Origin of the sequence: Rhodanobacter sp. FW104-R8 (assembly GCF_001617365.1) — a bacterium.
GTDB lineage: Bacteria > Pseudomonadota > Gammaproteobacteria > Xanthomonadales > Rhodanobacteraceae > Rhodanobacter.
Genome location: NZ_LVJR01000018.1, coordinates 73,745 through 96,678, shown reverse-complemented (window position 1 = coordinate 96,678; position 22,934 = coordinate 73,745). Strand labels below are relative to the sequence as shown.

Below are 22,934 nucleotides of genomic sequence, written 5' to 3'. Positions count from 1 at the left end.
CTATCGCGTCAATGTGCTGGGAACGCGCAACCTGCTGGAAGCGCTGGCGCAGGCCCCTCGCCGGCCTGAAATCGTGGTGTTGGCAAGCAGTGCCAACATCTATGGCAACGCGCATGTCGAGCCGATCACCGAGGATACGCCGTCAGCTCCTGCAAATGACTATGCGGTGAGCAAGCTAGCCATGGAACACATGGCGCGACTGTGGATGGATCGCTTGCCGATCGTGATCACGCGGCCTTTCAATTACACCGGCATCGGGCAATCCACGCAATTCCTGATACCCAAGATCGTCGACCATTTCAAGCGTGGTGATCGCGTGATCGAGCTTGGCAATACACTGGTGGCTCGCGATTTCAGCGACGTGCGCGACGTGGCCAAAGCTTATGCGGCGATCGTGAAGACATCGCCAGTGGGCCAGACCCTGAATATCTGCTCTGGCGTCGGCTACTCGCTGGGGGATGTGCTCGACATGATGGCCGAGATTGCCGGTTATCGGATCGAGGTTCGCGTCAACCCTGCCTTTGTGCGCAGTAATGAGGTTGCGCGTCTGGTTGGATCGCATGCTCAGTTGGTGACTTTGACCGGGTGGCATGCGCAGAACACATTGTTACAGACACTTGCTTGGCAGTATTCGGGTCAGCCCACCATCTGATGGCAACGGACAGGATATGCCATGGATGACAGTACTTCGTTTACGAAAGAACGGCTGGGTGACCAAGGTATGCACCGGCTTCGTTTCGAGTGCCAGGATTTTTATCTATGATGAAATGTTTCAAGGCTTACGATATCCGTGGTCGTGTTCCGGATGAGCTGAACGAGGATGTCGCCTATCGTATCGGCCGTTCATTCGCGCAGATTCTTCAGCCGACAGATGTGGTGGTCGGCTGGGACGTGCGACTGAACAGCCCTGCCTTGGCGATGGCGCTCATGCGTGGCCTGAATAATGCCGGTGCGGATGTCATTGATATCGGATTGTGCGGCACTGAAGAGGTCTATTTTCAGACCGCCCATCGTGGTACGGGCGGGGGCATCATGGTTACGGCCAGCCACAATCCAATGGATTACAACGGCATGAAGCTGATCCGCGAAGATGCCCGACCGATCAGTGGGGACACCGGGCTCAAGGACATCCAGCGATTGGTCGAGTCGGTTTCATTCGCTCACCATGCCACTGCAGGCACGATTCGGGCGGATGCCGACAAGTCCGCCTATATCGAGCATCTACTTGGTTATGTTGACCGTACAGCGCTGCGCCCGTTGAAAATCGTCGTCAACGCCGGCAACGGCGGTGCGGGTATTGTCGTCGACGAGCTTGCCTCGCATTTGCCGTTCCAGTTTGTGCGTATTCATCATGAGCCTGATGGAACTTTTCCTCATGGCATACCTAACCCCCTCCTGCCGGAAAACCGAGCTGCGACAGCGGAGGCGGTACGTATCCACGGTGCCGACTTTGGCATTGCATGGGACGGCGATTTCGATCGATGCTTCTTTTTCGATGCCGCCGGTCATTTTATCGAAGGCTATTACCTGGTTGGTCTGCTTGCCGCTCAACTATTGGAGAAGTGTCCTGGCGGAAAGATCATTCACGATCCGCGACTGACCTGGAACACCATTGATATGGTCCGGACCGCTGGTGGCGTACCTGTCCTGAGCAAGACTGGACACGCGTTCATCAAGGAGCGGATGCGCATCGAGGATGCGGTCTACGGCGGTGAGATGAGTGCGCATCACTACTTCCGAGACTTTGCCTATTGCGACTCAGGCATGATTCCGTGGTTGCTTATCGCCGAGCGCATCAGCAAGACGGGGATGACATTGGCCAAGATGGTGGAGCAGCGCATCGCCAAGTATCCATGCAGCGGTGAGATCAACTTCGAGGTGCGTGATGCTGAGCTGGTGGTGCAGCGGCTGCATGATCGTTACGTCGCAGAAGCCCAGGCGGAGGATCGTACTGATGGACTCAGTCTGGAGTTCGCGAACTGGCGCTTCAACGTGCGCTCCTCCAATACAGAACCATTGCTCAGGCTCAACGTCGAGACTCGCGGTGATACGAAACTGCTTGTCGAAAAGACTGCAGAGCTACGCTTGTTGATTACGGCATGAAGGTATGCATGAGGAGGGGGGAGTGCAGGCCCTCCTCATGCAGCAAACGATTTCAGTGGGCAACTTCAGTGGGCTGGGGTCGTGGCAAGTGGCTTGCCATCAGCGTTGCAGATCGCACCTTCAGCGGTATTTTTGCAGCTGTTGAACGGGCCGACCGTCAATGGTTTGGTGCCCCAGGTATCAAACCAGGCCACACCTTCCTGAACAGGAAGGATTTGTGCACTCTCGTTCACTATTCCAGCCACCGGCAGGAGAATGGTCACGGCAGTCGAGGTGCCGGGGGCAATGTCCGGAAGGGCGGCATGTACCAAGTCGTTGTTGATGATCTTCCCATTGGCATCCACGCTGTGTGCTCCGAGGTTGACCGGATTGCTGCCGGACGAAGTCAACAAGGTCTTGCCGCTATTTGCCAAGTCCACGGTTACGGCGATGTTCTGCCCGTCCGCCGTGAGAACCGGCTCACCTTGCAGAGTGAGTTTTACGTTCACCTGATCAGCGGTGAGCGTCGCCGCTGGGGCCGACGGCATGGGACTGGCAGTCGAAGCCTTCGACTGCTGATCGGAGCCTTCCTGACTTGAACTGCAGGCACCAAGCGCAAGCGTTGAGGCAAGTGCAAGGGTGCCAAGGGCGTTGCGCATCGAAAGCATGTCGGTTTCCTCAAGTAGTGGGCGTTCAAAAAGATCACGGGAGAGCTACATTCAGAGCGGATGCTGCTGTTTCCACGGGTTCGTCCGTGGACATCACCGGTGGATGACGTGAGCCTAGCCAGGTAACTGCCTGCCGGTCCGCACTTCAATCGGTTCCGAAGGTACCATGGTGAGGTTGTGCGGACGATGAATGACACCCTTGGACAAGCCCGGGCGAGTGCAATGCACTCCGTAGTCCAGTGCTATTGACCCGACCCTTATACGGTTTCATGCGACGTATTTGACGCGAGGTGGCCGAGCAGGAAAATTACCGATTCGCCAGTGCCTGCTTTTAACAGCAAGCGGCCGGCAATGAACTGGACAATCGTTGGCCAACCGCGCAAGGCTATGTCGATGAGCCTGGATTTCCTGGGTGGATAAGGGAAGTCGTAAAGCCCATCTGCCGCTTCTTTCAGGACTGTGAATCCGTGGTCCAGAAACAGCTGACGCCATGCGGCGTGACCTTTCAGATTGATGTGGGTCGGATCGGTCAGCGCGAGCCAAGCCGTACCCTTGGTCCGCGAGGCCCAGCCGGTAGCGTCCGGCGTAACGATCAGAAGACGGCCGCCGGGCTGCAGGATACGCTTGAATTGCGCCAATACGGCGGCCAAGCCTTCGTCTTCGATGTGCTCGACTACATGGATTGAAACTATTCCGGCATAGGCGGCGGTCGGGATTTCGTCGAGCGAACGGTAGACCGTGGACGCGGGACAGTTTTGCCGCGATGCCACAGAGGCCCATTCGCTTGCTTCGACTCCGGCAGCGACGCGGTCTCTGCCGAGACGTTTAAGCAAATGCCCCATGCCGCAGCCAAAATCAACGACGGGGCCGGGGGGGATATATCGTCGAACAAGGCGTTGGTAGAGCGCCAAGGCGGGTCGATCACGATCTTGCTGATTACCCTGATAATACGAGTTGTCATAACCAAGCGTGGATTCAATCATCAGGTGTCATCCTTTGGCAAAATCTACCGGGAGTAAGTGTGGCCATAAACATCAATAACATCCTACGATATCGTCTTGGCCTAATAGCTACTTGGCTGCACTTCAATCAGTTCGGGAGGTATCGTGTCAACGTTCCCCAGCTAGTGCGTAATCCACAAAGGAATATATTTACTTCTCGGCTTCCGATTGTATATCGCTACCAGCGAGAGCAGGGGGCCAAGTGCCCATCAAACAGGGGTTCAGTTGCCGCCAAGCGGGAGAACTGTTTTCCAACGCATTAGGTTGCGTCAGAGTCAATCAGAGCAAGGTAGCGTTCTATAAATGCCTGATTAGAAAATATTTTCAGAGCGGTCTGGCGCACTGTTTCCCGGTCGCAACGCTGCTCAGGGGCGATGGCATCGACGATTGCTGTGGCCAGGCCATCGTCGGAGCCGGGCGGAGCCAGGCTACCGACGCCGGTCAGCTGGACCGGCACCCTGACCCCGCGCATGTCGCTGGCAACAGCGGGAACTCCCGCCAGCATTGCCTCGACCTGCACCATCCCGAACGCCTCATAGGCATTGATGCTCGGTAGTACGAATACATCCAGACGTGCGTAGAAGTTCGGCAGATCGGCTTCTTCGATGCGACCAAGCAGCTCGACACGGTCGCCGAGAGCGTCGATGCTTGCCTTGAGCTGAGGATAGATCGAACCGCCGGCAACTGTCTTGTAGTCGCCACCTAACAGCAATCGGGCAGAGGGGTAGCGCAAGCGCACACGTTCAAAGGCACGAATGAGAACGTCAATGCCTTTCTCGGCCACGAATCGACCAAGGAAACCGATAACCGGGAACGCCCCGTCGTCGCCAATCCTTGCTGAGGCCGGGAGCCCCATGTCCTTGATAGGAGCGTAGCCTTCGGCAATGGGGACGGTTTCGCCACTCAGAATGTTCGATCCGGCGGCATAATCATGAGACAGCGCGACGACCTTTTCCGAACGACGGATGCACGTTCGGGATCCCAGATTGACTGCGCCAACTGCAAGTCGGTCGATCCAGCCACCAACTGGCTGGACATCGCACTGGTAAGTCGTGATGAAGCGTGCGCAGCGCGGTGCCAGGTGCGTGAGCCAGGCTGCATCGAGCATGGGCAGATGAAAGTTGATGACATCCGCAGCGCGTGCAAGACGCCGGAACTGCAGGGCTAGATCGAGGCTTATATAGCCCTTATGCATGAACAGAAGCGGTTTGGCGCGAACGATCGTAACGCCGCCGATTTCTTCCCTAGTGGGTAGCGTGTCCAGGTGCCGCCCCGTTAACACGGTGATGTCATGATGTTGCGCCAGGCCCTCGGCGAGCATTTTCGCGTATTCTGATATGCCGCTTATGTAAGGGTGGTAGTAGCTCAGCACGAGAAGTATGCGTTTACGGGATGCCATCACGACCTCGAAATCATGACTACGCCGATCACGATGACCGCGATCCCGGCCCAGCGCGAAGCGGATACGTGTTCGTCCAAGAAATAAACCGCCAGCAGCGGTGTGATGACATATACGATCGACATAAGCGGCTGGAGCAGGCTAAGTTCAACTTTCCGCAGCAGCAAAATCCAGATCACTGCAGGGATGAAATACAGCGTCAATCCGGCCATGATGCGCCAGTTAAGCAGAATCGCAAATAGATCGAACATACCATGAATTGGCGCCAAGCGCGTGGCACCCAGCTTGAGGAAGATGCCGCCTATGGCGCTTAGCAAAGCACCGAAAAAAACCATCGACAGTAGGATAAGCAAAGGCATTAAGGTGCACTCCCGCATGTTACAGGTTGGAACGTGGCATCGGTCGACAATGCGAGTTTTGATACTTGGTAGGTCAGAATGCGATCATCGTTTGACTGGCCTAGGATGCTCGGGCTGACGGCGCGGCCCATTGGTACGATCGTCACTTGATGGTGTGGCCCTTCGGGTATGGCGAGTGACAGCTTATTCGATGTCGTGGAGCCTAGAAATTCGCAATGCCTGCTGTCGATCGTAATCGAGATTTTCTCGGTAGCGCCTTCGGGAGCGAATCGATTGGATAGCGCCAGATCCACGAATCGGGCATTGTCCCCACTGATATCAAGGACGAGCTGTTTACCCATCCAGGACCAGCCGCCCTCATTGGCGTAAAGATTCGTTGACGACAGTTGGCTGCTGTTCCTCTGATCGAGTAGCAGGAACCGACCGTAACGGCCCAGTACCTTTGCCCCGAACACCGAGGATGAGAAGGCTCTTTCATCGACAATTGCTGTAGGGGCAGTGTCATAAGGTGCTGCCGGATGCTCGTCGGTGAATGGCTGCATGTAACCACCCGTTCCAAAATATTTGGAAAAGACGACGGGCTCGTGGGAGAAATAAGACACCCACATGGAATAAAAGAACGGCTCTGTTGTAAATCGAGCTGCAAGATAATGGTAACCAGGCAGGTTGTCTGCAGCTTTCACGGCGTCGACAAAATCTTTGGCGATATATTTCTTGTCTGCTGTGTGCATGCCTTGTTTCAGTAGCAGATAGGACGCACCGACATTCACGCAAACGAGGCCGAGCAGGGCGGCATAAGACACCAGTTTATCCAATTTGCTACGGCTGGTATCGGTGACGGTAAAGCCGCATGCTACGATCAGGGACGGCGCCAGGAAAAGCGAAAAATATTCGAGAATCTTCAGTTTTCCGTAGTTAAAATCCTTATAAAAAATGTAGCCGAGGAAAATGATCAGAGCAAGTGTGACACCTAGGGACAGGGCAGTGTCCCGCGAGCGCCGAACGGATCGGGCGAAGGCCAAGCAGAGGATCGCCGCGATGAGGATGTTGAATGCTCCTGGCACGATGCTGGCGAGTGATCGACTTGTCGTAAACACGGCCAGCGGCAGCTGCAGGGGGTTGAGCCCGGCGTAGGGATCCGGCCAGGAATTCCCCTGCGTGCTGGCGGCGAAGTAGACATATTTCAGCGCCATCAAGGCGATGATTGATATCCATGGCAACGCGATCACTGCGATTACGACAGCTGCCAGTACCCGCATGCCGCGAGCAAACACTTCTTTGAACGGCTGACTCCGCAAGATCAGCTCAAACAAGAGCGCGCCGCCGATGATCACGAGGCCGATGGGCGACAGTTCGGGGTAGGTTGCGAGGACGCCTGCGAAAAGTAGCGGCTGCAGGATGTCTAGGCCACGCGTGGGGCTGCGCAGCGAGATCAGGGCGAACGCCGTCATGATGACTATCCCATACGCGTTGGCAAAGCTCGAGTTGATCGCGATCTGAATGAAGGCTGGAGCAAACACGACCGACATGACGATCAGCAGCCCGGATAACGTGGGACGTATGATCAACGCGGTGATCGGGCGCGGTAGCAGCAGGGTACTCACTGCGGCGCCGGCAATCATGGCAACCGCCTGCATGGCTTGGAAATGTGCCAGGGGATCTTGACCGGTGAGCGCACTCACAAACGCAAGAAGGCCCTCCGCTCCGACGCGACCGAGTGGCGGTGCTTCGCCAAAAAACAACCTCGATATCCAGAATAAGGGCTCGTTGGCGCTGTAGGTTACCGTCTCGTCGAAGCTATGGCCCAGCATCCAGCGAGCGTTCGTTATGTAGTAAATCGCGTCGTGATTGGGCGAGGCCTCGAAGACCAGCGCATGGTGCTTTAGCACTGGATAATTCAAGGTGATGACGAGCAGCATTAGCGCAGCGAACCAGCAGAGGCTCATGATCAGGTTGAGTGCCCGAAGATCGCCAATACATAGATCGCGTAGGGTCTTCTTGCGCCAGTGGTACGCAAGCCAGCCAGCAATGGCGACAGCAATGAATGGCACGGCCTTGTCGATAGCTGCCAAGCTGTTGATCGTGCGCACAAAGACGATCATTGCGCAAATACCGAGTATCAGTGCCCACGCTAGCCGCTCTGCCCCCTTGATGGCGTGACTGAGTCGGGTTAGTGGGTAGCCAATAAAAAACAGGCCGACGATACAAATCGCAGCGTCGAGCAGGAGGTACGCCATGGACATTATTCAGTACCAGGAATGGTGATAACGCTCGACGTAGTGCTGGGAGTCAAAGAGACAGGAATATCAGTATCCCCGCAATCGCAAGCGTAATCTGGCTCGTTCGATCACGAACGGCAAAGACGATCGGGTCGTCGACCATCTTGCCGCGATGAGCGACGAACCAGGCACGACTAACCCAATACAGCAAGCAAGGGCAGACAAGCCAGAGAAATTGCGGATGGTGGTAGAGCGTTTCGCTCGCCGAGCTGTTGATGTAAAGCGCGAGCACAAGCACGCTTAGATAGCCACTAGCCACGCCCATTGGCTGCAACACCGATAGATCATCCGGGCGATAGGCTCGACCTGGAATATCGATGAGCCCACGTTCCCTGGCAGCGTCGAGCTCGATGCAACGCTTCAGGACGGCCAGGCTCAGGAAAATGAAGACTGAAAATGCCAGCAGCCAGAACGAAAGCAGGCTTACAATGGCGACTGTACCGGCAATGATACGGATCGTATAAAGGCCAGCAAGCGTCACAACGTCGAGTAACTGGACTCGTTTGAGCTTGAAGGAGTAGGTGACCGTTGTGAGGAGGTAGATCAGCAGAACCCACAGGAAGTGGCTGGGCAAAAAAATGGCCGCGAGTGCTATCGAAGACGCTGTCAATACGGGGATCGCGAGGATACCTGTTTTCAGATCCAAGCGCCCCGCTGCGAACGGGCGGTTTCTCTTCGTGTGGTGCGCTCGATCAGCGGTAAGATCGAGCAGATCGTTCAGCAAATACACGCCTGAAGCGCACAGGCCGAACGATATGAAAGCGATGACTGCCCCTTGGATCGCGGCACTTTCGAACACGCGATGTGCTGCCAGCAGTGGAATGAATACAAGGAGGTTCTTGATCCATTGATGCAGACGTAGTGCCCTGATCCATTGATGTGTCGATTGCTTCCGCCCCGCGAAGAACACGGTTTTATCAGCAAGCATTGAGGCTCGCTGTCGAAGTGTGCTCCGGTCGCTCGCAACAATAGCGGTGTGGCTGTGGGCCCAAACCTTGAGATCGATGTGCTCATTGCCTGCGTAATCGAATTGGCGATCACCATAAAGGTCACACAATAACCGTGCCTTTTTCGTCCCGGATAGGTTTGTCTCGCCATCACTGGCTATGATGTCACCGAATAAACCGACTTCGCTGGCGACTGCATTCGCGAATAAAATGTCTGATGCGGTTACCAACACCAATGGTCGTAGGCATGCTTCGGTTTTTAACCAGGCGAGCAGTTCGAGGTTGTAAGGCAACAATGCCGTATTAAGCGTAACTCTGACAGCGATCTGACGCTTGAGGTTGGCGCGTCCTTTGGTTAGCCAGAACAGCATTGCGAAGATAAAGAAAGGATTTTTCTTCAGTAGCGAAAGTGCCGACTCAATCAGGAGATCCGAGTATATGAGGGTTCCGTCAAGGTCGACACATAGAGGGCGCGTTGTGTTTTCCATGTATTCGAATATCCCCCATCTCACACGGTTGCTGAAGCAGCGCGTCTCGTGCAGTTGTGCTTTATCGTCAGTAGGGCCGCACTTGTTTGCGCGACAATTAATTCTCTAGACTCTTCGTCAGAGCAAGCTCTCTAATTCCGGAATGATCTTGAACAGATCCCCCACCAATCCGAAATCCGCAATCTCGAAGATCGGCGCCTCGCCATCCTTATTGATCGCCACGATGGTACCAGCGTCCTTGATGCCGGTGAGATGCTGGATGGCGCCGGAAATGCCGATGGCCATGTACAGCTCGGGGGCGATGATCTTGCCGGTCTGGCCGACCTGCAGGTCGCTGGGCACGTAGCCGGCGTCGACGGCGGCGCGCGAGGCCCCGACGGCGGCGCCGATCCTGTCGGCGAACTTGAAGATGATGTCGAAGTTCTCCTTCGAGCCGACGCCTCGGCCGCCGGAAACGACCTTGCTGGCGCTCTGCAGGTCGGGGCGATCGCTGCTGCCCTGCTTCAGCTCGACGAAGCGGGTATGCGTGGGCAGCGCGGCGTCGACGGCCAGCGCCTCGACCGGTGCGCTGCTGGCGCCAGTGGCGGCGGCCGGCCACGAGGCCGAGCGGATCGTGGCGACCACGGTATGGGCGGTGTCGGCCTCGACGGTGATGATCGCGTTGCCGGCGTAGATCGGGCGCTTGAACGTGTGAGCAGCCTCGACGCTCATCACGTCGCTGACCTGGGCAACGCCGAGCAGGGCGGCGACGCGGGGGGCGACGTCCTTGCCGAACGTGGTGGAGGGCACGAATACATGGCTGTAGCCGGCAGCGGCCTTGGCGATCTGCGGCGCCAGGATGGCGGCCAGTGGATGAGCGTTCTCGGGGCGGGCGACGGTGAGCACGCGGCTCACGCCGTCGATCTTCGCCGCTTCGGAGGCAATCGCGTCGACGCTGTCGGCCAGCACCAGTACGTCGATCGCTTCGCCTTTCACCGCAGTGGCGGCGCTCACGGCGCGTGCGGTGGAGGAGTTGAGTTTGCCGCCGAGGTGTTCGGCGATGACCAGGATCTTGCTCATGTGTGTCTCCGAAGCTTTTGTTGTAGGAGCCCGCTTGCGGGCGATGCTCCTGCTCTGGGTCTCGAAAGAAAGAGCATCGCCCGCAAGCGGGCTCCTACATACAGGAATGGGGTTACAGCAGGCCTTTCTGTTTCAGCGCGGCGACCAGCTCGGCGGCGTCCTTCACCATCACGCCCTTGCTGCGCTTGGCCGGCGCGGCATAGTGCGTGGTCTTCAGGTGGTCGTGCGCCTCGACACCGAGCGAACCGAACTCGATCGTGTCGATCGGCTTGGACTTCGCCTTCATGATGTCGGGCAGCTTGATGAAGCGCGGCTCGTTGAGGCGCAGGTCGGTGGTGATCACCGCCGGCAGTTCCGCCTCGATCACTTCCAGGCCGGCATCGACCTCGCGGGTCACCGTGGCCTTGCCGCCGGCGATGTCGACCTTGCTGGCGAACGTGGCCTGCGGGCGGTCCCACAGCGCGGCGAGCATCTGGCCGGTCTGGTTGGCGTCGTCGTCGATCGCCTGCTTGCCCAGGATCACCAGCCCGGGCTGCTCCTTCTCGACCAGCTTGAGGAACACGCGGGCGGCGGTCAGCGGCTGCACGGCATCGGCGGCGACCACGTGGATGGCGCGGTTCGCGCCCATCGCCAGGCCGTTGCGCAGGTGCGCGGTGAGATCGGCCGGGCCGATGCCGACCACCACCACTTCCTCGGCCACGCCTTTTTCGCGCAGGCGCAGCGCCTCTTCCAGCGCGATGTCGTCGAACGGGTTGGCGGACAACTTGACGCCGTCGGTGACCACGCCGGTGCCGTCAGGCTTGACCTGGATGCGCACGTTGTAGTCCACGACGCGCTTGTAGCCGACCAGAATTTTCATCAACGATTCCTTGACTCATGGCAGCCCCTGCCGGGGCGCGGGAATGCCCATTCTATCCGGCATCAAGCAATCGTATGAAATGGGTGGTTCTGCGGCGTTGCGACGCGGCGAAGGCGGTCAACCGCTGCGCCGCGCATACGGGTATGGCGCGGGCACCGCTTCGGCGAGGCCAAGCAGAGTGGCCGCGCTGACCGTGCTGAAGTCACTGGCGCTGGCGGTGAGGCTGAACACGCGTTCGATGGCATGGGCAAGGGTGCCGTCGAGTTGGCCGGCCTCGGGCTCGAATTCCTCCACACGGAGATGGGCATCCAGTAGCGAGCGTAAGGCCGCCGGACGCAACCAGAACATGCTGCCGACGATGAAGTTGTCGTACTCAATCTGCGATGCGGGGATGCCAAAGCGACGAGCGAGGTATTCGACGTTGGCTTGATTCGCTCCCATGTATTCGACGAGTGGTTGTCGATGACCTTCGGCGTGCACCAATCCCAGTTTGGCATCGTCGTGGAAGGCCGCCACGATGCGCGCGGCGCGCTCGGGCGCGAGTAGCTTGTCGAGCAGTTCGCGGCGCCAGGTCTCGCCGTCCTCGCGATGGGTGGAACGCTTGCCATGCAGTTTCAGCACGGTTGCCACGCCTTCGTCGAGCAGGCGGCTGGCCACGTGCAGGAATGGCAGGATGTCGCGGCCGCGGTTCTCGAACACGTCGATCTCGGCGTCGAGGCCTAGCTGCGCCGCCCGTTCGCGCACGGCCTGTTCACGCTCGTGGGCAGTGGTGATCACGACGCGCCAGTCGATGCCGCTGGCGCGCAGCGCCGCCACCAGTTCGTCCAGCAGTTCGGGATACCAGACGTGGATCACCGCGCAGGGGCGCGTATCGGCGGCCGGTTCCGGCCGCAGCGCGGCGCGGGTGGCCTCCAGCCAGGCGTGGCCGAGCCTGGTATCTGGTTCCAGCACGGCGCCTTCGGCCCATTCGTTCCAGGCGTTGACGAACACCAGCGGCTGTGCCGGAAAGCGCCGCTGCGCGACACCAATGGCGTGCCGCAGCCAGTCGCGGTAGCCGCGCGGCGAGGCATGCGCGAACACGCGGCCGCGGCCGCTGCGCCGTGGCTCGTTGTCCCAGCCCGGGTTGACGCCTGGGTAGCGCGGATAGGCGGGCTCGGGCTGCGCCATCGACTGCCGCGCCAGCTCGCGCCAGTCGTGCACGTCGCCGCGATAGTCCGGGTTGAGCAGGTGCTGCCGCGCGGTGATCGGCGCGGGCGTGGTGTTGTTCGGCGGGAATTCCACCGCGGCGTCGAAGTCGATCGTGCGCGGGTCGACCCGGTCGAAACTCTGCACGTAGGCAAGATGGATCTCGCCGATGCCGTTGGCGCGGCACCATTCGCGCCAGCGCGCGGCGGTCACCTTCGGATCTGGCAACAGTCCCGGGCGGTAGACCAGCAACAGCGGCTTGCCGTCCACGCGCAGATAGCGTGGGTCGGCGAGGTAGCGTGAGACGTGTTCGATGAAGGCGAGGTCGTCGGTGGGGCTGTGCCGCTGGCCGATCAGGATGTCGTCGGCGCGGCCGTCCCAGCGCCGCGACCAGTTTTCGTTGGCCCAGCATAGGCACAGCGGCAGGTCGAGCGTGGGGTCAGCCAGCCATTGCTGCAGTGGCGTTTCCAGCAAGGTCTTGCCGGCGAACCAGTAGAAGTAGCTGCAGAACGCGCCGATGCCATACTCGCGCGCGAGCTGCATCTGCCGGCGCATCGTGTCGGCCAGGCGCAGGTCGTAGAAGCCCAGCTCGCTAGGCAGGCGTGGCTGCTGGTGGCCCTCGAACTGCGGCAACGCGCGCGTCACGTTGTGCCACTCGGTGAAGCCCTCGCCCCACCACGCGTCGTTCTCCGGGATCGGGTGGAACTGCGGCAGGTAGAACGCCACCACGGTGGCAGGCAGCGGCGTCGGCAGCGCGCCGCTGCGCCGGGATACGAAACCGATCGCGCGCCCGGCGGCATGGGTACGCGGGCGGCGCTCGACCTGTAACGAGGCGGTGAGCTGCCCGCGTGGCCCCCGTGGCAGCAGATCCGCGTGTCGATCCAGAAAGCGCTGGCGCAGCCGGTCGCGCGTGGCAACCGGCATCGGAGTCAGCCGGAAGCCGGTGCGCAGCACGGTGAACAGACAGCGTTTGGCGAAGTCGCGGAGGGGCATGGCGGTCTATCAGTGGTGATGCCGGAGCATCGCGGTTGGCACGACTGTGGTCAATCGCGTGCGCTGGTGAGCCTCGAATAACCCCATTTTCCCCGTCATTCCTGCGAAAGCAGGACAAGCGCGCAGCGCGCAGAACACCTGCAAGGCGGCCCCGGAGGGGCGAGCGCAGCGAGTCATCCAGTGCCTTTGCTTTTCGATGGCTTGAAGGCACTGGGCCCCAGCTTTCGCTGGGGCGACGGAGGTTATTCGAGACTCCCACTGGTGAGAAATGATCAGAGTTTCGACGCACCGTGATCACCCGCCGCGCTGCCGGCCGGATCGTCAGAAAACGTGTGTGGCTACGCTGCTTTGCGCAGAGTGAAATCGACATGCACGGCGTCGTAGGGAAACGATACCCCATCGCCCGATCGTTCAAGTACGCCAGCATGGACGAGGGCCGTCACATCGCCATGAACAGCTTTGACATCGCGGCCGACACGGCGGGCCACCTCGCGGATCGCCAGCTCACCTTGACCTGTCATGGCATGCAGGATTTCCCATCGTTTGGCGGTCAGCACTTTCCAGAGCAGTTCAATCGATGTGAACGAAATGAACGTGCCCTGCGCCTCGCCCTGAAAAGCGGCGGCCATTCGCCGCTTGGTTGCCTCAACTGAAGAAACACCGAGCGTCACTGTTTTCATTGCTCTGCCCTCCACGCTTCAACGTCGTTCCAGAAATCGGTTTGCAGCGTGGACAAGTCGATGAAGCGATAGGTCACTTCGTGACTGGCAACATGCTTGTGGTCGCCTTTGCCAGCTTCGTTGTCATATCGCAGTACGCAAACACCTTCAGCAACCAGCAACAAGCTGTACTTGTAGTCATGGTCACTGCCGGACACTGGCCTGGACACGTGCCAAATGACAGCCTCAATGAACGCTGTTTCCGTCAGGCTTTGGCGCTCGCGGAGCAGCAGTTTGGCTTTCATGTTGGAGAACATACCAACACATACAGGGTGTTGTCAAATGCACCAACACTGAAGCGGACAAGATCATGGGATCGGCCAGCGCACGCGGTTCTGATCACCAACGGGAGCCTCGAATAACCACCGTCATTCCTGCGAAGGCAGGAATTCAGGGAACCTCGAAAAACCTCCCACGAAGCGTCATTCCAGCGAAAGCTGGAATCCAGTGCCCCCGTGCTTCAATGGCTTGGGGGCGCTGGAGCCCAGCATTCGCTGGGATGACGAGCTTGGAGCAGGGTTATTCGAGGTTCCCCAACGGAACACTGATCATGGCGGAGCGGTACGGCTGATCAACCTCGCCGGTACGCGCAGTCAATCCAGCGCGCGATGCAGGGTGGCCGCGGCGGCGGCGGCGGAGAAGTGCTGTTGCACGTTGTCCAGACCATGTTCGGAGAGTTGCCGCCAGACCGTCTCGTCGTGCTGCAGCCGCTGGACGGCGTTGGCGTAGGCGCTGGCGTCGTCGGCCACCAGCACGTTCGTGCCGTCAGTCAATCGCATGCCCTCCACCGCGATGGTGGTAGCGATCACCGGCACGCCGTGGCTCATCGACATGTTGATCTTGCCCTTCACGCCGGCGCCGAAACGCAACGGCGCCAGCGTGGCGAGGCAGTGGTCCAGCCAGGGCGCCAGTTCGGCCACGCGGCCGTGGAATTCGAGACCCGGCGTGGCCAGCTCGTGTCGTGCCGTGTCCGGCATGTCGCCGAGCACGTGCACGCGGATGTCGGGCAGCGCCTCGCGCAGCTTCGGCAGGATCTCGCCGGCGATCCAGCGGATCGCGTCGCTGTTCGGCGGGTGGCCGTAGCCCCCGATGAAGACCAGGTCGCGGCGCCCCGCGTATGGGTGCCGGCAGCCGTGCACCTCGTGGATGTTGGACAGCAGTTCCACCCGTGCCTGCGGCAACAGCCGCGCCAGCAGCGATTGTTCGTGCGGGCTGACCACGAAGCTGACGTCGGCCTGTTCGATCAGCGCCAGTTCGCTGCGGCGGGCGGCTTCGGCCTGGCGGGCCATGAGGGTGCTGCCGCCGAGTTCGGCGGCGCGCCGTTCGCGCAGGAAGTGCAGGTCTACCGTGTCGAACAGCAGCTTCGCCTGCGGCGCATGCCGGCGCACCAGCCCGGCGTACTGGCCGGCGACGGTGTGACGGCACAGGATCACCGCGCGCAGTTCGCCGCCATGCTCGCGCAGCCAGCGCGGCAGGTCCGCCACCCACGGCTTGCACAACACTTCGCAGCCCAGTGCGCCGAGCGCGTCGATCTCCGCCGGGCTGGCGCGGCCGTCGTCAGGCCGGAAGGCGGTGCTCCAGCCCTGCTCGTCGAGCAGGCGCAGGATCGCGCACAGGCGCAGCGAGCCGGAGTCGCGCGCAGGCTCCGGCGCCATCGCGTCCACCACCAGCACGCGGCCGCGCCGGCGCCAGCGGATCGCGCGCTCGAGCGGCGTGCCGGCGGGCGGCTGGGCGGCGAGTTCGGTCGTCCATTTGGCGGCGAACTTCGCCCGGTTGGGCCGCTGGTGGCGCTTCATGCCGCGGTCGAGGTCGGTGCCGGCGCTGATGCCCTCGCAATGGATCACCGTGCTGGCCGGTTCGTAGTACACGCGCAGGCCGAGCCGGCGCACCGCGAACGCCAGGTCGGCATCCTCGTAGTAGGCCGGCGCGTAGCGTGCGTCGAAGCCGCCGACGCGCCGGAACACTTCGCGGCGGATCAGCAGCGAGGCGCCGGAGACGTAGTCGACCTCGCGGCGGCAGCGGAACAGCGGCACGTCGCGCGGTTCGAAGCGGCCGGTGGTCCAGCAGCTGCCGTCGGCAAACACCAGGCCGCCGGCTTCCTGCAGGCGCCCGTCCGGGTAGACCAGCCGGCTGCCGGCGATGCCGCAGTCGGCGCGCTCGGCGAAGCAGTTGAGCAGCGCGTCCAGCCAGCCGGGCGTGACCTGGGTGTCGTTGTTGAGGAACAGCAGGAACTCGCCGCGGGCCGCGGCAGCGCCGGCGTTGCAGCTGCCGATGAAGCCGAGGTTGGCGGCATTGCGCAGCAGGTGCAGGCCGCCGACCTGTGCCAGCGTGGCGGCGCTGGCGTCCGGCGAGGCATCGTCCACCACGATCACCTCGAACGGCGCCTGCGCGCCATGCCGCACCAGCGAGCGCAGGCAGGCGAGGGTATGGGCGAGCTCGCCGTGAACCGGGATGATCACCGACACCTGCGGCCGGTCGCTGAGCGGCAGCGCGAATGGCGCGAACGGTTCATCCAGCGGCAGCAGCGCCAGGGCCTCGTCCAGCTCGGGGCGCGACTGGAACTCCTGCCGCATGCGCGCCAGCGTACCGCGCCAGCCGCGCAGCGCGAGGCTGCCGCGCGTGCGCTGCCACAGGTAGCCCAGGCGCTTGAGTCGCCAGTGCAGGTTGCCGATCAGCGGACTGCTCCTGCCACTCAAAGGTTCTGGTAATTCGGCCCGGAGCCGCCTTCCGGCGTGACCCAGGTGATGATTTCGTACGGGTCCTTGATGTCGCAGGTCTTGCAGTGCACGCAGTTGGCGGAATTGATCTGCAGGCGCTTGCCGTGCGGCGCGCTGACGTCTGCGACCATCTCGTAGACGTTGGCGGGGCAGAAGCGGGTGCAGGGGTTGTCGTATTCCTCGACGCACTTGGTGGCGCAGATGTCGGTGTCGGCCACCTTGAGGTGCACGGGCTGGTCTTCGTCGTGCTCGGTGGCGGCGAAGTAGACGCCAGCCAGGCGGTCGCGCGGCGGCAGCGTGCGCTGCACGTAGTCGCGCTTCGGCTCCTCCTGCTGGCCGAGCTTGTGCAGCGAGGACCAGTCGGGCTTGTTCCTCAGCGTCCACGGTGAGAGCCCGCCGGTAACGGTTTCCCACGCGGCGTTGAGCATGCCGAACCACAGCCCCTTCTTGAACGCGGGCTTGATGTTGCGCACCTTCTTCAGCTCGGCCATCGCGTCCGAGCCGCGCAGCTTCGCGTCGAAGCCGGCCGGGTCCAGCGCGTTCGCAACCAGGTGTTCGGCGGCGAGCATGCCGCTGCGGATCGCCTGGTGGGTGCCTTTCACCTTCGGCACGTTGAGCAGGCCGGCGGTGTCGCCGATCAGCAGCGCGCCGGGCATCTCGCATTTCGGCAGCGACTGCCAGCCGCCGGTGACGATCGCGCGCGCGCCGGCGGAGAGGATCGTGCCGCCTTCCAGCAGCGGCAGGTTCATCGGGTGGTTCTTCCACTGCTGGAACGCTTCCCACGGCTGGTAGTTCGGGTCGCTGTAGTCGAGCCCGCTGACGTAGCCCAGCGCGATGCGGTCCTGGTCCAGGTGGTACATGAAGCTGCCGCCATAAGTATGCGTGTCGGCGGGCCAGCCGAAGCTGTGCACGATCTTGCCCGGGGTGACGCGGCCGAGCGGCAGCTGCCACAGCTCCTTGATGCCGATCGAGTAGCCCTGCGGATCGCTGTCCTTGTCCAGCGCATAGCGCTTGATCAGCTGCTTGGTGAGGCTGCCGCGCGCGCCTTCGGCCAGCACGGTGACCTTGGCCTTGATGTCGATGCCCTGGGTGTAGCCGCTCTTGTGCGTGCCGTCCTTCGCCACGCCCATGTCGCCGATGCGCACGCCGGCGACCGAACCGTCCTCGTTGTAGATGTTGTCGGCAGCGGCGAAGCCGGGGAACACGTCCACGCCCAGCGCCTCGGCCTGCGGCGCCAGCCACGCGCACATGGCGCCCAGCGAGACGATGAAGTTGCCGTGGTTGCGCATGCCCGGCGGCACCACCGGCAGCTTGCGCCCGCCAGTCTTGCTGAGCAGCCAGAACTCGTCCTCGCCGGCCGGCACGCAGATCGGCGGCGGATTGGCGCGCCAGCCGGGCAGCAGCGCGTCCAGCGGCTGCGGCTCGATCACTGCGCCGGAGAGGATCTGCGCGCCGACGGTCGAGGCTTTCTCGATCACGCACACGCTCACCTCTGGCTTCAGCTGCTTCAGACGGATCGCGAACGACAGGCCGGCCGGACCGGCGCCGACCACGACGACGTCGTATTCCATGGTTTCGCGTTCGCTCATGGCGGATTCCCTGGTGGAGGCGCGGGCGGTTGCCGTGCGTGTGAGTATGGGCCAAGCCGCCATTGTCCGTTTTCGGGTGGCGGGCGGCAACGCGTGCTGCGCTACCGCTTGCAATCGATTCATCGGGCGCGGCGATAATCGGGGCAACCCGAGGGAGTGTCCATGAATTCGATGCCGCCGATCGCCGACCTCGACCTGCGCCGTGCCTCGCTGTGCCAGTTGCTGCACTGGCTGGCGGTGGGCCGGGTGCAGCCGCAGGCGCTGGCCGATGTCTACCAGCAGGCGATCGAGCGGATCGATCCCGAACTGCATGCCTACGTCGATCAGCGCTCCGGCCTGCTGCAGGACCAGGCGGAACTGGCCGAACGGCGCCGCCGCGACGGCGTGATCGGTCGGCTGGACGGCATCCCGATCGCGCTGAAGGACAACTTCGACATCGCCGGCTGGCCCACCCGGGCCGGCCTGCCCGGCCGCGGCCGGCCGGTGCAGGAGGACGCCCACGTGGTGGCGCGGCTGCGCGCCTCCGGCGCGATGCTGCTGGGCAAGACCAACATGGACGAGGGCGCGCTGGGCGCGGTCACCGACAATCCGCATTTCGGCGCCACCCACAACCCGTATCGCCACGGCTGCACCGCCGGCGGTTCCTCCGGCGGCGCCGCGGCGGCGGTGGCCGCGGGGCTGGCGGTGGCGGCGGTCGGTTCGGACAGCCTCGGCTCGATCCGCATCCCGGCCAGCTATTGCGGCGTGTACGCGCTGAAGCCCACCCACGGCGAGATTTCCACCCGCGGCATGCTGCCGGCCGCGCGCCGGCTCGACGCGGTGGGCCTGCTGGCGCGCAGCCCCGACGACCTCACCGTGCTGCTGCAGGTGCTGGCCGGCTACGACGCCGACGACGCGCGCTCGCGCCGGCGCCGGGTGGCGTTCGCGCTGCCGGACTGGGAGCCGGGCAACCTGCGCACCGGCCTGCTGCCCGATCTCGCCGCGCTGGGCGTGCAGCCGGACGTGATCGAGGTGTTCGAAGCGGCGCTGGCGAAGCTGCCGCACGCGCTGGGCGAGCTGCGCACGGTCGACTTCGCCGACTGGGATTTCGCCCGTACCCGCCGTGCCGGCCTGCTGCTGATGGAGGCGGAGATGCTCGGCACGTTCGCCGCGGACCTGGCCAGCACCGAGCGCCCGGTCTCGGAGCACTTCCGCCGCCTGCTCGGCTACGCCGCCGGCAAGAGTGCGGCCGACTACGCGCGGGCCGACCGCGTGCTCGACGCGGCCACGCTGAAGATGCGCCGGCTGTTCGCCCAGGTCGACGTGCTGGTGCTGCCCACCACGCCGCAGGGCGCGTTCCCGCTGGACGACCCGGTGCCGGACAACCAGGGCGACCTCACCAGCTTCGCCAGCCTGGCCGGTTGCCCCGCGGTGAGCCTGCCGATGGGCACGTTGCCGAACGGCATGCCGGTGGGCCTGCAACTGGTCGGCGCCCGCGGCTCGGACCTGCGCCTGCTGGAACTGGCCGCGGTGTGCGCGGCCACGCTGGACGCGGAACCGGTGTATCCGGCGATCGCCTGAGGGCGCCCCGGCCACTTGCGGCCGCGTTGTCCCGGCGTGCGCCAGGGCGGCGGCAGGGCGCGGCCTTTTCGGCGATCCTGCCGCGGGGCATATGCCGTGCGCGCACGGCCTGTCGCGCCGAGGTTATTTCGGAACCCCGTCGGGGATCGCGTAACATGACCGGATGACCGGCGCGCGATGGCGCGTCCGCGCAAGACCAGCTCGGGTTCCACGCATGAGTACAGACAACGCGCCAACGCATTCGCACCTGGACGATCTCGAGGCGGAAAGCATCCACATCTTCCGCGAGGTGGCGGCCAGCTTCCGCCATCCGGTGATGCTGTATTCGATCGGCAAGGATTCCTCGGTGCTGCTGCACCTGCTGCGCAAGGCGTTCTACCCGGCGAAGCCGCCGCTGCCGCTGCTGCACGTGGACACCACCTGGAAATTCCGCGAGATGATCGCGTTCCGCGACCGGGTGGCGGCGGCCGGCGACGTGCAGGTGCTGGTGCACATCAACGAGGAGGGCGTGCGCCAGGGCATTTCGCCGCTCGTCCACGGCGCCACCGTGCATACCGACGTGATGAAGACCCAGGCGCTGAAGCAGGCGCTGGACCGCTACGGCTTCGACGCGGCCATCGGCGGCGCCCGCCGCGACGAGGAGAAGTCGCGCGCCAAGGAGCGCGTGTTCTCGTTCCGCAACGCGCAGCACCGCTGGGATCCGAAGCGCCAGCGCCCGGAGTTCTGGCACACCTTCAACACGCAGATCCGCCGGGGCGAGAGCGTGCGGGTGTTCCCGCTGTCCAACTGGACCGAGATGGACGTGTGGCTGTACATCCGCCGCGAGAACATCCCGGTGGTGCCGCTGTACTTCGCCAAGCCGCGCCCGGTGGTGGCTCGCGACGGCGCGCTGATCATGGTGGACGACGAACGCCTCGCCCTGCGCGAGGGCGAGACGGTGGAAATGCGCGAGGTGCGCTTCCGCACGCTGGGCTGCTACCCGCTCACCGGCGCGGTGGAATCCGGCGCCGACACGCTGGACAAGATCATCCGGGAAATGGCCGACTCGCGCAGCTCCGAGCGGCAGGGCCGGGTGATCGACCACGACCCCACCGCCTCGATGGAGCGCAAGAAGCAGGAGGGCTATTTCTGATGGGCGCACCGACCACGACCGATGCCGGCAAGGGCCTGCTGCGCTTCATCACCTGCGGCAGCGTGGACGACGGCAAGAGCACCCTGCTCGGCCGCCTGCTGTACGACGCCGGCACGGTGCCGGAGGACCAGCTCGCCGCGCTGGCGCGCGACAGCCGCCGGCTGCATGCCGATGCCGGCGACGCGCTGGACTTCGCCCTGCTCACCGACGGGCTGGACGCCGAACGCGAGCAGGGCATCACCATCGACGTGGCCTACCGCTACTTCCACACCGCGCGGCGCAGCTTCATCGTGGCCGACTGCCCCGGCCACGAGCAGTACACGCGCAACATGGCCACCGGCGCCTCCAACGCGGAACTCGCGGTGGTGCTGGTGGACGCGCGCAAGGGCCTGCTGCCGCAGACCCGCCGGCACACTTATATATGCAGCCTGCTCGGCATCCGCCAGGTGGTGCTGGCGGTGAACAAGATGGACCTGGTCGATGGCGACGAGGCCGTCTACCGCGGGATCAGCGAAGCTTACCGGGCGCTGGCGCAGACGCTGGGCATCGCCAGCGTGGCATGCCTGCCGGTGATCGCGCCGGGCGGCGACAACGTGGGCGCGCGCTCCGCGCGCATGCCCTGGTACCGCGGCCCCAGCCTGCTGGAGCTGCTGGAATCGGCCGACGCAGCGCCCGCCCGGGCGGTGGATTTCCGCATGCCGGTGCAGTGGGTGAACCGGCCCGACCAGTCGTTCCGCGGCTACGCCGGCACGATCTGCGGCGGCCGCGTGGCGCGCGGCGACGAGGTGGTGGTGCAGCCCGGCGTGCAGCGCGCGCGCATCGAGCGCATCGTCACCGCCGACGGCGACCTGGACAGCGCGGGCGACGGCCAGGCGGTGACGCTGTGCCTGGACCGCGAGCTGGACGCCAGCCGCGGCGACGTGATCGCCGACGCGTTGCGCCCGGCGCCGGTGGCCGACCAGTTCACCTGCCACCTGCTGTGGCTGGGCGACAGCGCGCTGCTGCCCAATCGCGCCTACTGGCTGAAGCTCGGCACGCGCACGGTCAACGCGCGGGTGATGGCGATCAAGCACAAGGTGGACGTGAACAGCCAGGCGCGGCTGGCCGCGCGCCACCTGGAACTCAACGAGGTGGGCTACTGCACGCTCGGCCTGGACGAGGAGGTCGCGTTCGAGGCCTATGCGGACAACCGCACGCTGGGCGGCTTCATCCTGATCGACCGCCAGAGCAACGCCACGGTGGCCTGCGGCATGCTGGACTTCGCGCTGGGCCGCTCGGCCAACGTGCACTGGCAGCATGTCGACATCGACAAGTCCGTGCGCGCCGCCAGCAAGGGGCAGCAGCCGCTGTGCTTGTGGTTCACCGGCCTGTCCGGCGCCGGCAAGTCCACCATCGCCAACCTGGTCGAGCGGCGCCTGCATGCGCTGGGCTGCCACACCTACCTGCTCGACGGCGACAACGTGCGCCACGGCATCAACCGCGACCTGGGCTTCACCCCGGAGGATCGCGTGGAGAACATCCGCCGCATCGCCGAGGTGGCGCACCTGATGGTCGACGCCGGGCTGATCGTGCTGGTCAGCGTGATCTCGCCGTACCGCAGCGAGCGGCAGTCGGCGCGCGAGCTGTTTGCCGCCGCGGAGTTCATGGAGGTGTTCGTCGACACGCCGCTGGAGGAATGCGAACGGCGCGACCCCAAGGGCCTCTACCGCAAGGCGCGCGCGGGCGCGATCCGCAACTTCACCGGCATCGACGCGCCGTACGAGCGCCCCGAGGCGCCGGACATCCACCTGGCGGGCGCGGGGCGGTCGGAGGAGCTGGCCGAACAGGTGGTGGCGCGCATCGTGGCCACGTTCGACGGCGGCGCGGACGGCTGACGCGCCGCGGCCAACGGCCGCGCA

Annotated in this window: 18 protein-coding genes; 5 read left to right on the top strand and 13 right to left on the bottom strand. The window is 63.2% G+C overall.

Translation table 11 applies throughout. From position 1 onward, the window contains the following. Both RHOFW104R8_RS04780 and RHOFW104R8_RS04775 read left to right on the top strand, forming a co-directional pair. The coding region (locus tag RHOFW104R8_RS04780; RefSeq protein ID WP_082823532.1) for a GDP-mannose 4,6-dehydratase at nucleotides 1–652 on the top strand (652 nt) is incomplete at its 5' end. A gap of 110 nt (nucleotides 653–762) precedes the next feature. Continuing rightward, a complete protein-coding gene (locus RHOFW104R8_RS04775) occupies nucleotides 763–2,103 on the top strand; it encodes a phosphomannomutase/phosphoglucomutase (RefSeq protein WP_068090970.1) in 1,341 nt (446 codons plus the stop codon). Nucleotides 2,104–2,168: 65 nt separating this feature from the next. On the opposite strand, the gene RHOFW104R8_RS17285 is transcribed toward RHOFW104R8_RS04775, so the two are convergent. The 13 genes from RHOFW104R8_RS17285 to RHOFW104R8_RS04715 all read right to left on the bottom strand — a co-directional run bounded on the left by RHOFW104R8_RS17285 (nucleotide 2,169) and on the right by RHOFW104R8_RS04715 (nucleotide 18,407). Next, nucleotides 2,169–2,750: a hypothetical protein gene (locus tag RHOFW104R8_RS17285; RefSeq protein ID WP_153021638.1), complete on the bottom strand. Its 582-nt coding sequence runs from the start codon at nucleotides 2,748–2,750 to the stop codon at nucleotides 2,169–2,171. 257 nt (nucleotides 2,751–3,007) lie between these two features. Further along, a complete protein-coding gene (locus tag RHOFW104R8_RS16880) occupies nucleotides 3,008–3,733 on the bottom strand; it encodes a class I SAM-dependent methyltransferase (RefSeq protein WP_082823530.1) in 726 nt (241 codons plus the stop codon). Nucleotides 3,734–4,010: 277 nt separating this feature from the next. Continuing rightward, nucleotides 4,011–5,123 carry a glycosyltransferase family 4 protein gene (locus tag RHOFW104R8_RS04765; protein WP_068090836.1) on the bottom strand — a complete coding sequence of 371 codons (1,113 nt, stop codon included), beginning with the start codon at nucleotides 5,121–5,123 and terminating at the stop codon, nucleotides 4,011–4,013. 26 nt (nucleotides 5,124–5,149) lie between these two features. Next, the gene (locus RHOFW104R8_RS04760) at nucleotides 5,150–5,509 is read right to left on the bottom strand and encodes an EamA family transporter (protein WP_068090837.1); all 360 of its coding nucleotides are present in this window, start codon (nucleotides 5,507–5,509) and stop codon (nucleotides 5,150–5,152) included. Then, entirely contained in the window at nucleotides 5,509–7,746 is a 2,238-nt protein-coding gene (locus tag RHOFW104R8_RS04755; RefSeq protein WP_153021639.1) for a hypothetical protein, read from the bottom strand. The genes RHOFW104R8_RS04760 and RHOFW104R8_RS04755 overlap by 1 nt, the downstream gene beginning before the upstream one ends. Nucleotides 7,747–7,798: 52 nt before the next feature. Next, nucleotides 7,799–9,223 carry a UbiA family prenyltransferase gene (locus tag RHOFW104R8_RS04750; protein WP_068090841.1) on the bottom strand — a complete coding sequence of 475 codons (1,425 nt, stop codon included), beginning with the start codon at nucleotides 9,221–9,223 and terminating at the stop codon, nucleotides 7,799–7,801. Between the two features lie 117 nt (nucleotides 9,224–9,340). Then, on the bottom strand, nucleotides 9,341–10,282 hold the full coding sequence (locus tag RHOFW104R8_RS04745; RefSeq protein WP_068090842.1) for an electron transfer flavoprotein subunit alpha/FixB family protein: 942 nt from the start codon (nucleotides 10,280–10,282) through the stop codon (nucleotides 9,341–9,343). 112 nt (nucleotides 10,283–10,394) lie between these two features. Then, nucleotides 10,395–11,141 (bottom strand): electron transfer flavoprotein subunit beta/FixA family protein, encoded by a 747-nt coding sequence (locus RHOFW104R8_RS04740; RefSeq protein ID WP_068090845.1) that lies wholly within the window; start codon nucleotides 11,139–11,141, stop codon nucleotides 10,395–10,397. Between the two features lie 117 nt (nucleotides 11,142–11,258). Next, entirely contained in the window at nucleotides 11,259–13,319 is a 2,061-nt protein-coding gene (locus RHOFW104R8_RS04735) for a glycoside hydrolase family 99-like domain-containing protein (RefSeq protein WP_068090847.1), read from the bottom strand. A gap of 338 nt (nucleotides 13,320–13,657) precedes the next feature. Beyond that, the gene (locus tag RHOFW104R8_RS04730) at nucleotides 13,658–13,999 is read right to left on the bottom strand and encodes a transcriptional regulator (RefSeq protein WP_068098599.1); all 342 of its coding nucleotides are present in this window, start codon (nucleotides 13,997–13,999) and stop codon (nucleotides 13,658–13,660) included. Continuing rightward, on the bottom strand, nucleotides 13,996–14,283 hold the full coding sequence (locus RHOFW104R8_RS04725; protein ID WP_068090972.1) for a DUF6516 family protein: 288 nt from the start codon (nucleotides 14,281–14,283) through the stop codon (nucleotides 13,996–13,998). Before RHOFW104R8_RS04725 ends, RHOFW104R8_RS04730 begins: the two co-directional genes overlap by 4 nt. A gap of 348 nt (nucleotides 14,284–14,631) precedes the next feature. Next, the gene (locus RHOFW104R8_RS04720) at nucleotides 14,632–16,734 is read right to left on the bottom strand and encodes a glycosyltransferase (RefSeq protein WP_343123769.1); all 2,103 of its coding nucleotides are present in this window, start codon (nucleotides 16,732–16,734) and stop codon (nucleotides 14,632–14,634) included. Continuing rightward, on the bottom strand, nucleotides 16,731–18,407 hold the full coding sequence (locus tag RHOFW104R8_RS04715) for an electron transfer flavoprotein-ubiquinone oxidoreductase (protein WP_255373060.1): 1,677 nt from the start codon (nucleotides 18,405–18,407) through the stop codon (nucleotides 16,731–16,733). Before RHOFW104R8_RS04715 ends, RHOFW104R8_RS04720 begins: the two co-directional genes overlap by 4 nt. Nucleotides 18,408–18,506: 99 nt before the next feature. On the opposite strand from RHOFW104R8_RS04715, the gene RHOFW104R8_RS04710 reads away from it, so the two are divergent. The 3 genes from RHOFW104R8_RS04710 to cysC all read left to right on the top strand — a co-directional run bounded on the left by RHOFW104R8_RS04710 (nucleotide 18,507) and on the right by cysC (nucleotide 22,910). Next, nucleotides 18,507–19,904: an amidase gene (locus RHOFW104R8_RS04710; RefSeq protein WP_068090852.1), complete on the top strand. Its 1,398-nt coding sequence runs from the start codon at nucleotides 18,507–18,509 to the stop codon at nucleotides 19,902–19,904. Nucleotides 19,905–20,118: 214 nt separating this feature from the next. Next, nucleotides 20,119–21,036 (top strand): sulfate adenylyltransferase subunit CysD, encoded by a 918-nt coding sequence (cysD, locus tag RHOFW104R8_RS04705; RefSeq protein ID WP_068090854.1) that lies wholly within the window; start codon nucleotides 20,119–20,121, stop codon nucleotides 21,034–21,036. After that, entirely contained in the window at nucleotides 21,036–22,910 is a 1,875-nt protein-coding gene (cysC, locus tag RHOFW104R8_RS04700) for an adenylyl-sulfate kinase (protein WP_068090857.1), read from the top strand. Before cysD ends, cysC begins: the two co-directional genes overlap by 1 nt. The last annotated feature ends 24 nt before the right edge of the window (nucleotides 22,911–22,934 follow it).

Coding starts and splice junctions, on each gene's coding strand:
- RHOFW104R8_RS04775 (WP_068090970.1), top strand. CDS start 763: ATGAAATGTTTCAAGGCTTACGATATCCGTGGTCGTGTTCCGGATGAG.
- RHOFW104R8_RS17285 (WP_153021638.1), bottom strand. CDS start 2,750: ATGCTTTCGATGCGCAACGCCCTTGGCACCCTTGCACTTGCCTCAACG.
- RHOFW104R8_RS16880 (WP_082823530.1), bottom strand. CDS start 3,733: ATGATTGAATCCACGCTTGGTTATGACAACTCGTATTATCAGGGTAAT.
- RHOFW104R8_RS04760 (WP_068090837.1), bottom strand. CDS start 5,509: ATGCCTTTGCTTATCCTACTGTCGATGGTTTTTTTCGGTGCTTTGCTA.
- RHOFW104R8_RS04755 (WP_153021639.1), bottom strand. CDS start 7,746: ATGGCGTACCTCCTGCTCGACGCTGCGATTTGTATCGTCGGCCTGTTT.
- RHOFW104R8_RS04750 (WP_068090841.1), bottom strand. CDS start 9,223: ATGGAAAACACAACGCGCCCTCTATGTGTCGACCTTGACGGAACCCTC.
- RHOFW104R8_RS04745 (WP_068090842.1), bottom strand. CDS start 10,282: ATGAGCAAGATCCTGGTCATCGCCGAACACCTCGGCGGCAAACTCAAC.
- RHOFW104R8_RS04740 (WP_068090845.1), bottom strand. CDS start 11,141: ATGAAAATTCTGGTCGGCTACAAGCGCGTCGTGGACTACAACGTGCGC.
- RHOFW104R8_RS04735 (WP_068090847.1), bottom strand. CDS start 13,319: ATGCCCCTCCGCGACTTCGCCAAACGCTGTCTGTTCACCGTGCTGCGC.
- RHOFW104R8_RS04730 (WP_068098599.1), bottom strand. CDS start 13,999: ATGAAAACAGTGACGCTCGGTGTTTCTTCAGTTGAGGCAACCAAGCGG.
- RHOFW104R8_RS04725 (WP_068090972.1), bottom strand. CDS start 14,283: ATGAAAGCCAAACTGCTGCTCCGCGAGCGCCAAAGCCTGACGGAAACA.
- RHOFW104R8_RS04715 (WP_255373060.1), bottom strand. CDS start 18,407: ATGGCGGCTTGGCCCATACTCACACGCACGGCAACCGCCCGCGCCTCC.
- RHOFW104R8_RS04710 (WP_068090852.1), top strand. CDS start 18,507: ATGAATTCGATGCCGCCGATCGCCGACCTCGACCTGCGCCGTGCCTCG.
- cysD (WP_068090854.1), top strand. CDS start 20,119: ATGAGTACAGACAACGCGCCAACGCATTCGCACCTGGACGATCTCGAG.
- cysC (WP_068090857.1), top strand. CDS start 21,036: ATGGGCGCACCGACCACGACCGATGCCGGCAAGGGCCTGCTGCGCTTC.